Origin of the sequence: Bacillus sp. JJ634 (assembly GCF_036962285.1) — a bacterium.
GTDB lineage: Bacteria > Bacillota > Bacilli > Bacillales > DSM-1321 > Peribacillus > Peribacillus asahii_A.
In genome coordinates this window covers 1-8,630 of the sequence record NZ_JBALMU010000166.1, presented here as the reverse complement: position 1 = coordinate 8,630, position 8,630 = coordinate 1, and the positions used below count along the sequence as shown (strand labels likewise).

Below are 8,630 nucleotides of genomic sequence, written 5' to 3'. Positions count from 1 at the left end.
GTTCTGTTCAATAACATTGTTCTAAAAACCTTTCTTATTGTAGCACATGTCCACTTCCTAAAATATTTTTTGAATTTTTTGTAATTTTTTCTACTATTTTCTTTACGAACCTTAAAAAATAGTGCAAACTGTATAGTAAACTATTTATCTTCGTCAAATGAATAGTGTTTTTAATCCACCTCTCAATCGACTCTTAAATAATTTTGTAGTCGACAGACCAAAACAGCATATACATAGTTTAACCCTCTTTTTTGGTCCATTAATCTGAACTATGAAAGGATGATCGCAATGAAAAAAGCAGAAGTAGGTAATATTATTGAATTTCGCGAAGGTTTACAAGGAATCGTTGAGAAAGTAAATGAAAACTCTGTCATTGTCGATGTGACCTATATGGACAATTATCGCGATTTAGAGCTTGAACAAAAAACAGTTGTCAACCATAAAAACTACACAATCATTAAATAATTTCCCAGTATACAACACAACAGTTGTACATCCCTCAACTCCGTAGACAAAAATGCCCAATTTGTGACATTTGTGCTTATATTTACACATTCCTATAACTCCTTTCTAAAAGAAACGGCTATAATAGAAGGGACCTGTCGTAAATATTCTTGCTCATAAACACAATAGACATTTCAGAAAGTTGAGGGAAAACAGTATGACAAAATGGACATCAATCTTATCAGGAGTTGCTGTGGCAACATTAGTATTAACAGGATGCGGCACAACAGATAAAGAAGAAGTAAAAGAACCAACAAACGAAGAAGTAAACGAAAAGCCAAATGGTTCATCACAAGCTGAAGAAACGAATGACAACGAAAATGGCTCTTCAGAAAATGAGGAGACAAATGAAGAACAATCCAACGAAGTACGTGTCATGGAAACAAATTTAAAGTATACGTTAAATAAGGAAAGCAAAGAAGAAACAGCTTTCTTAAAAACGAGCGACAACCAACCATTTAATATGTACGTACTTCCGGAATTTGAATTAAGCGCTGAAGAACCTGGCAAAGATCTCGTTTTTTTATCTGAAAATGATGCTATCTCGATGCGTATTGAGCTATTACCAGAAGGTACAGATTTAGTAGAAACAGAAAAATATATGAAAACGTTTCTTGGCAGTATTTCAGACTCGATTTCTGATCCGAAGCTCCAGATTGAAAACGGTGTCAGTTATGAAGTAGTGACACCAGACAATGAAGTCGTTACCTCCGTTTTACTCAAAAATAAGAAGGCTCCTGTTCTTCTTACAATGTTTACAACAAAAGAAGCGGATTATCGAGATGCCTTTTTAGAAATGGCAAAAACGATTCTTGCAAAGAAATAAAACGACGACAAGAGAAAGGCGCAAATAGCGCCTTTCTCTTGTCTATTCATTCAACTTTACTTCGCCAAACAAGCACTAAGAAAAGTAAACTGATGTACCCAAACAATGGATATAAATAGCCGATTAATCTCCCATAGCCTACCTCACTAATAAAAAAGGCAATCATAAACAAGAGGAGAATAATACAAATACTTGGCACTTTCCAAAATCCACTAATTTGTCGTTCTAAACCAAATATATTCCCAATAACTGACGTAAAGATTTCTCCATAGATCACAAGAATAAATACCCAATATAAAGTCTCTCCTGCTGATTTCATAATAATTGCGGAAGGAATTTCATAATCCGCTATATTAGTCAAAGTCATTAAGGCAAAATGACCCGACAACAAAATGATAGTGAGAAAGATTCCTCCAAGCATGCCGCCGCGCTTAATGGTTTCCTGATCTTGAACTTCATAGGCAATCGGCACAAGTACCGCTTGCGCCAGTGCTAAATTAAAAGCCGTATACGAAAAAGGAGAAACTAACACTTTTACCGTCATTCCTGTTTCTGGTATATGTAATAACGATTCCAAAAAACCCCCGTTTCCAATCGTTAACACACATAAAAGTACACTAAAACTAATCATGATTGGCACAACAAATGAATTAATCGCAAATAATCCCCGCGTTCCAAATATTAGAACTGCAATTGCGAGCACAATCGTTAACCAAACACCAATATGTTTGGACATTCCTAACTGTTCCTCAAAGACAGCTCCTGCTCCGGAAAGCATCACGGCACTAACCCCTACCAGCATCGCTAAAAATAACAAATTAATAATAGAAGCAATCTTTTTACCAAATAAATATTCATTAAACTCCTCATAAGAAGCCGCATGAATTCGGGAAGAAATAAGCATCATTTTTGTTCCTATAAAGATAAATAAATAACCTGCTATTAAAATCCCTAAAAAGCCGTATAGGCCATATTGGGTAAAAAATTCAACAATTTCCTTTCCAGTTGCAAAACCGGCACCTACAATGGTTCCAACATAAACCGCCGCAATCTGAAAAACTCCTGCCCACCGTGACAACATCCCTTCGCCTCCTTATCCCATCTATATGTGTAGAGAAGGCGTTTTAGACAAGCTTATTACGGATTTTGCGAAAAGAAAGCCCATTACGGTGCGCTGCCCCCCTTTTTAGCTATGGGAATAAGCAGATATCATCATCTATTTAAGACTCTATTATCGAACTTTGTTGGTTAGCATAAAGTGAAACCTCCATCAATAAAAAAAGCTAATCGCGTAGATTAGCTTTTCCCTGCTTATAGAGCCTTGTCATCAACGGTCGCTAACCACGCATCAATAGTAGCAACAACCTCTTGAACGGTTCCATCTTCAAATGGTGATTTTAAGTTAGCTGCCTCAACAAGACCGAGAAATGAGCGACTGCCGCCTAAATCACATAAATGTAAATAATCGTCCCAAGCGGTACGATCTCCTTCTATAGCTCGTTTCCAAAATTGAAACGCACAAATTTGCGCGAGCGTATAGTCAATATAATAGAAAGGAGAATTATAAATATGTGCTTGACGCTGCCAAAAGCCACCCTTTTCTAAAAAAGGATTGCCATCATAATCACGGTGCGGCAAATATTTTTTCTCAATCTGTCTCCATGCCTGCTTTCTTTCATCTGGTGTTGCCTCAGGGTTCTCATATACAAAATGCTGAAACTCGTCGACAGCTACACCGTACGGCAAAAACACTAACGCAGAGCTTAAATGAGAAAACTTATATTTATCGGTGTCTTCCTTAAAGAATAATTCCATCCACGGCCAAGTCAAAAATTCCATACTCATTGAATGAATTTCACATGCCTCATAAGTAGGCCAATAATATTCAGGAATATCTTGCAAGCGACTTCGATAGACTTGGAAGGCATGCCCTGCTTCATGCGTTAATACATCGATATCCCCAGATGTACCATTGAAATTAGAGAAAATATACGGAGCTTTGTAATCTTCAATAAATGTACAATACCCACCGCTTTCTTTTCCTTTTTTCGCAACTAAATCCATCAACTCATTGTCTACCATAAAGTCAAAAAACTCTTTCGTTTCTGCAGAAAGCTCACTATACATTTTTTTACCGTTCGCAATAATCCAATGAGCATTTCCCTTTGGTGTTGCGTTTCCTGTTTTAAATTCAAAGTTTTCATCAAAAAACTTTAAAGCATCAACACCGATACGCTCTTGTTGACGTTTCTTTAAACGGCTCACAAGGGGCACGATAACTTCCTCCACTTGCTTCCGAAACTTAGCAACCATTTCCGCGTTGTAATCTGTTCGGGCCATGCGGTAATATCCAAGCTCCACAAAGTTCTTATACCCCAGCTTCGTCGCTATTTCATGACGTACTTTTACGAGCTCATCAAAAGTTTGATCGAGCTTTGCTTCATTGGATGCCAAAAACTGATAGTACGCATCACTTGCGCTCTTCCGCAGCTCGCGATTCGGCGACTCCATAAATGGCTGTAATTGAGCAAGCGTACGCTCCTCTCCTTCAAATTCGATTTTCGCTGAAGCAATAAGTTGTGAATATTCACTAGACAGCTTATTTTCCTTTTGCAATAATGGAATAACCGTTGGCGAAAATGTTTTTAACTGAGCTTCTGCTAGTTTAAACAGCTGAGGCCCCCACTTAGCTTCAAGCTCTTCCCTAAATGGAGAACGTACCAGCTCTTCATAAAACAACGATGTTACTTCTTCCATCTCTGGAGCGAACTCATCTAAATAGTCATTTTCCACTTTGTAAAATTCATCGTGTGTATTAATGGAATGACGAATGTGAGCAATATTAAACATTGTGCTCACAGAATTGCGCATTTGATTAATGTCTTGTACGGCTTCCATTTGTTCATCCGCATTCTTTGCTTCTTTAAACCTCTCCATAGCGGAAGAAAATAGCTCTTTCACTTCCTCTATTTGTGGACGCGTATACTCATATTCCATAAATGTCATGCCCGCACTCCCTTTTCTTTCATAATGTATACCCCTAGTGTATAACCTCCCTGTAAGCATAGCATATTATCCGACATTGGAAATCTTTTCTCCTATCATTCAAAAAAATATTGCATACCATCCATGTAAGATAAGGGACTTGCTCAACAAACATGTTTAATCCAATAAGCCAAATAAAAAGAACACCTCTATAAGGTGTTCTTCCGTCCCTCTATTTATTATGATTGCACGCCATAACCAATCTTCTTAATTAATTCAATCGCTGTTTCTTTCTCTTCTGGAGTCAACGCACTCATAATATCATCAATTCTTTTTTCATGTTCAGGGAACATCCCCTCGATAAAGGATTTCCCTTTTTCCGTAATTTGCGCAAACGTAACACGTCGATCATCTTTACATGCCACACGGATTAAATATTCTTTTTGCTCTAATTTATCCACAACATATGTGATACTACCGCTCGCAAGCAAAATTTTTCCTCCTATTTGCTGCAACGGTTGATCTCCTTTATGATAAAGCAATTCTAACACAGCAAATTCAGTAGGATTTAGCCCATGTTCAGCGATGTGTTTATTTACGATATCATTGATAGAGCGATGCGCTCGCGATAACACAATAAACAGTTTTAAAGAACGCTGAATACTATCTTTCTCCATTACTTCACAACCTTTAAATATTTTTAATTAAAATATCTCGAATTTAAATGATTGTAATATATTTATCTTTTCTTGTCAAATTCGCCTATTAAGCACTAGGCTATTGTTTCTTTATACAGTTTGATATACTAAGAAACAGCACAGTAAATTCATACCAATAAATATTCACACGCTTCCCATGATTCAGCATAAGCCTTTATATCATCCATCTCCCTTTATTAAAAGGAAGGAAAAATACATAAATGAAGGAGCTAGAAGTATCATGAACACGGCGACAACTAGTCAAAAAACAACCAAACAAAGTCAAGAAATGACATTACGTGTGTTACTCATCATTGGCTTATGCCATTTATTAAATGATTCACTACAAGCTGTTGTTCCAGCTATGTTTCCAATTTTAGAAAAGACGATGTCTCTTAGTTATACCCAACTAGGTATGATTGCGTTCACTTTAAACATCGTGTCTTCTCTCTTACAACCTGCCGTGGGTTTTTATACAGATAAAAAACCGATTCCCTATGCCCTTCCCATTGGACTGACAAGCACGTTAATAGGAGTTACATTGCTAGCCATTGCACCTACTTATTCTATCATTTTATGTGCGGTACTGCTAATGGGATTTGGCTCTGCTATTTTTCATCCAGAAGGCTCACGCGTTGCTTTTATGGCAGGGGGGCAAAGACGCGGACTTGCTCAGTCCATTTATCAAGTAGGAGGCAACAGCGGTCAAGCATTAGCTCCACTTATTACAGCCCTTATACTTGTTCCATTCGGACAAAAAGGAGCTCTTTCGTTTACACCTATTGCTTTTCTTGCTGTCATGCTATTACTGTATATTGCGAATTGGTATGCACGTAAACTAGTAGAATTTAAACCGAAGACAAAAGCAGTACAGACGCGCAACAAAGCATTAACGAAAAAAGTGTCCACCGCATTAAGTATCGTATTATTTATCATTTTTGCTCGTTCTTGGTATATTTCTTGTATGACCAACTTTTATAGTTTTTATTTAATTGAGCAATATGGATTTCCTATTAAGACAGCACAGCTTTTTCTTTTTGCCTTTTTAGCAGCTGGAGCCATCGGTACGTTTTTTGGCGGACCATTCGCTGACCGTTTCGGTCGAAAAAATGTCATTCTTTATTCCTTTATTTTGAGCGCGCCATTAACGATTCTATTACCATTTGTATCCTCTACTATAGCCTTTATCTTGTTATTGATTATCGGCTTTATTATTATGACAAGTTTTTCTGTAACGGTGATTTTCGCACAAGAATTATTTCCTGGAAAAGTCGGCACAATGGCTGGTCTAACCGTTGGATTTGCTTTTGGAATGGGGGCTGTCGGCTCTGTTGCTTTAGGAGCAATCGCAGACGTAGTGGGGATTATTACGATGATTAAAATCGTTAGTTTCCTGCCGATTTTAGGTGTTATATCAATCATTCTTCCTTCAGATAACCTATTAAAAAAATGGTATGCATAACCTTTTTCTAACATTTTGTATACTTCCAATAGATTATCTAAATGGAGTAAGGAGCACGTTATGAGTGAAGTATTAATAGGCAGTATTTTATCTGCCCTTTCAACCGGAGTCGGCGCTTTACCGATTCTATTTCTTAAAAACACAATCAGCCATCGCTTTCGAGATACATTGCTTGCCTTTACAGCAGGCATTATGATGGCTGCTTCCATTATGAGTTTAATTCCTGAATCATTAGCAAGTGGAAGCTACATTCAGCTTGTTATTGGCATTTGCCTTGGCGTGCTAACATTAACATTACTTGAAAAAAACATTCCACATATGGATCTAGATCATAATAAGAGCGGAATTGAATTCGATGAGAAAGCATTGCTGATCGTTACAGCCATTACCCTTCATAACATCCCAGAAGGTTTATCAGTAGGTGTAAGCTATGCTTCAGATTCAGCTTCGGAAACAGGGAATTTAATTGCTTTTGCGATTGGCTTACAAAATGCCCCTGAAGGCTTATTAGTTGCCTTATTTCTATTTAATCAAAAAATTAGTAAGCTAAAAGCATTCATTATCGCGACCTTAACAGGATCGATTGAAATTGTTACTTCTTTATTAGGATATTATTTAACCTCTTACATTACTTTTTTAGTACCATACGGCTTAGCATTCGCAGCAGGAGCTATGTTATTTATTATCTATAAAGAATTAATTCCTGAAAGTCACGGTGACGGGAATGAACAATCCTCGACTTATTCCTTTATTATTGGATTACTTTTTATGATTCTTCTACTAGAAGTCTAAACAAAATAAATGGCTGACTCAATGATTATAGGGGTCAGCCTTCTTTAGTAGCGCTTATACGTCTTCTAACTTTGTAAGTTGCTGTTTTAAAATATATCGTCGAATCGGAAATAAAGTCCCTTCCCTACTATTAATAAACTGACATCCATAACGAAAACCATCTTCGGTTTCTTGCACATGTTGAATCATTACTTCCAGATAATTCATAGTCTCTTCCATCATAAACGATATTTTATATGGTCTATGCGCTGAAAGCTTACGCGCACAAAAAAAGCCTAGTCCCGTAATACTTACATCCAAAACAGTAACAGGTATTTCTTTTTGCTCTGATTGTATATAAGCACGTATTTCACAACAGGTACGAATGGCTTTTCTACGTTCCCTTAAATTTAACTGATCAAACCAAGGGATATATAAGTATAAATTATGTTGTTGTTTTTTTATAATTTTTGTATCAAACTTTTGATTATTAACTACACAAGCAACAGAATCTCCAGCATGAAACTCTTTTGAATCCTTAATGATTACATTCATTAGCTCCCCTTCAACTGAGAAAAGAGCGGCTTGCGTAACTTCTTGATTCTTCAATAATTGTATAAACTCCATACCATCTTCCTTTGTTCCATCGTGATGCTTTTTATTATACCAAACCATGCAACCTTTTTTGAGAAAAATTAACCAAAAGATATTTCTAATTTTGCCTACCTGTTATATTCCTTGTATACAGGTCAGTTCACCCACAATCATGCCCAATAACCAAACTCTCTTTCACTTTTACTTTCACTTTCACAGCTAAATGATGCTGTAAAATCAAATATTCATTAATTAATAAATCCAATTCTTGACTTGAACGAACGGTCGGCTCACCATTCATTCCATACACTCGGGCCAGTTCCATCATCTCTATTCTCTTTATATTTATTTCAGCCGAGACTTCTCTCGGGCTCCTTAATTTTTTCAACTTCATAGTAATTGGCTTGATCCCCCTATTAATTATAGTCTCTATAATTAACTAGTATTACAAATTAAACAATATATGTAAATAGATTCGCAAAATAAGACAAAACTTTTCATTTTATGCTGTACAAACAAACGAAAAAAGAAATAATTTTTGACATTTTCTATAGGTTTTCATATAAATTAAAAGGAACCAATAAACCAGATTCTGTAAATTAGTAGAATCCCTTTAACCTGTAATATAAGCCAGATTACCATCATTACGTCCGATTTTCTTATAATAGCACTACATGAAAGAATTCCTAGTTGCATCATCATATCGATAGAGCTATGATTATTTAGTGAAAAACCAGACTTAAAATACAATAATTACCAATTAAATTCTATTCCACTTTTAAGGAGGGGC

General features: G+C 36.4%; 9 protein-coding genes. 4 read left to right on the top strand and 5 right to left on the bottom strand.

The features are described 5' to 3' along the window. The first annotated feature begins 288 nt into the window (after window positions 1–288). Both V7068_RS20240 and V7068_RS20235 read left to right on the top strand, forming a co-directional pair. The gene (locus V7068_RS20240; protein ID WP_127759622.1) at window positions 289–465 is read left to right on the top strand and encodes a YkvS family protein; all 177 of its coding nucleotides are present in this window, start codon (window positions 289–291) and stop codon (window positions 463–465) included. A 196-nt stretch (window positions 466–661) separates the two neighbouring features. Beyond that, window positions 662–1,330, top strand: coding sequence for a DUF8580 domain-containing lipoprotein (locus V7068_RS20235; protein WP_499714280.1), 669 nt, complete (start codon window positions 662–664; stop codon window positions 1,328–1,330). Window positions 1,331–1,376: 46 nt separating this feature from the next. Here the strand turns inward: V7068_RS20235 and V7068_RS20230 are convergent, their stop codons facing one another. The 3 genes from V7068_RS20230 to V7068_RS20220 all read right to left on the bottom strand — a co-directional run bounded on the left by V7068_RS20230 (window position 1,377) and on the right by V7068_RS20220 (window position 4,992). Next, window positions 1,377–2,411 (bottom strand): YkvI family membrane protein, encoded by a 1,035-nt coding sequence (locus V7068_RS20230; protein WP_499714279.1) that lies wholly within the window; start codon window positions 2,409–2,411, stop codon window positions 1,377–1,379. A 230-nt stretch (window positions 2,412–2,641) separates the two neighbouring features. Beyond that, window positions 2,642–4,336 carry a M3 family oligoendopeptidase gene (locus V7068_RS20225; protein WP_499714278.1) on the bottom strand — a complete coding sequence of 565 codons (1,695 nt, stop codon included), beginning with the start codon at window positions 4,334–4,336 and terminating at the stop codon, window positions 2,642–2,644. 218 nt (window positions 4,337–4,554) lie between these two features. Continuing rightward, window positions 4,555–4,992 carry a MarR family winged helix-turn-helix transcriptional regulator gene (locus tag V7068_RS20220; RefSeq protein ID WP_127759618.1) on the bottom strand — a complete coding sequence of 146 codons (438 nt, stop codon included), beginning with the start codon at window positions 4,990–4,992 and terminating at the stop codon, window positions 4,555–4,557. 259 nt (window positions 4,993–5,251) lie between these two features. On the opposite strand from V7068_RS20220, the gene V7068_RS20215 reads away from it, so the two are divergent. Continuing rightward, window positions 5,252–6,475, top strand: a complete 1,224-nt coding sequence (locus tag V7068_RS20215) for an MFS transporter (RefSeq protein WP_499714281.1) — start codon at window positions 5,252–5,254, stop codon at window positions 6,473–6,475. A 60-nt stretch (window positions 6,476–6,535) separates the two neighbouring features. Continuing rightward, entirely contained in the window at window positions 6,536–7,267 is a 732-nt protein-coding gene (locus V7068_RS20210; protein ID WP_499714277.1) for a ZIP family metal transporter, read from the top strand. Window positions 7,268–7,321: 54 nt separating this feature from the next. Here the strand turns inward: V7068_RS20210 and V7068_RS20205 are convergent, their stop codons facing one another. After that, the gene (locus V7068_RS20205) at window positions 7,322–7,873 is read right to left on the bottom strand and encodes a PilZ domain-containing protein (protein WP_499714276.1); all 552 of its coding nucleotides are present in this window, start codon (window positions 7,871–7,873) and stop codon (window positions 7,322–7,324) included. A gap of 127 nt (window positions 7,874–8,000) precedes the next feature. Then, window positions 8,001–8,234, bottom strand: a complete 234-nt coding sequence (locus tag V7068_RS20200) for an aspartyl-phosphate phosphatase Spo0E family protein (RefSeq protein ID WP_119116107.1) — start codon at window positions 8,232–8,234, stop codon at window positions 8,001–8,003. Between the last annotated feature and the right edge of the window lie 396 nt (window positions 8,235–8,630).

Bases quoted from the DNA above. Each gene is read 5' to 3' on its own strand.
- V7068_RS20235 (WP_499714280.1), top strand. From the start codon at position 662: ATGACAAAATGGACATCAATCTTATCAGGAGTTGCTGTGGCAACATTA.
- V7068_RS20200 (WP_119116107.1), bottom strand. From the start codon at position 8,234: ATGAAGTTGAAAAAATTAAGGAGCCCGAGAGAAGTCTCGGCTGAAATA.
- V7068_RS20205 (WP_499714276.1), bottom strand. From the start codon at position 7,873: ATGGAGTTTATACAATTATTGAAGAATCAAGAAGTTACGCAAGCCGCT.
- V7068_RS20240 (WP_127759622.1), top strand. From the start codon at position 289: ATGAAAAAAGCAGAAGTAGGTAATATTATTGAATTTCGCGAAGGTTTA.
- V7068_RS20225 (WP_499714278.1), bottom strand. From the start codon at position 4,336: ATGACATTTATGGAATATGAGTATACGCGTCCACAAATAGAGGAAGTG.
- V7068_RS20220 (WP_127759618.1), bottom strand. From the start codon at position 4,992: ATGGAGAAAGATAGTATTCAGCGTTCTTTAAAACTGTTTATTGTGTTA.
- V7068_RS20210 (WP_499714277.1), top strand. From the start codon at position 6,536: ATGAGTGAAGTATTAATAGGCAGTATTTTATCTGCCCTTTCAACCGGA.
- V7068_RS20230 (WP_499714279.1), bottom strand. From the start codon at position 2,411: ATGTTGTCACGGTGGGCAGGAGTTTTTCAGATTGCGGCGGTTTATGTT.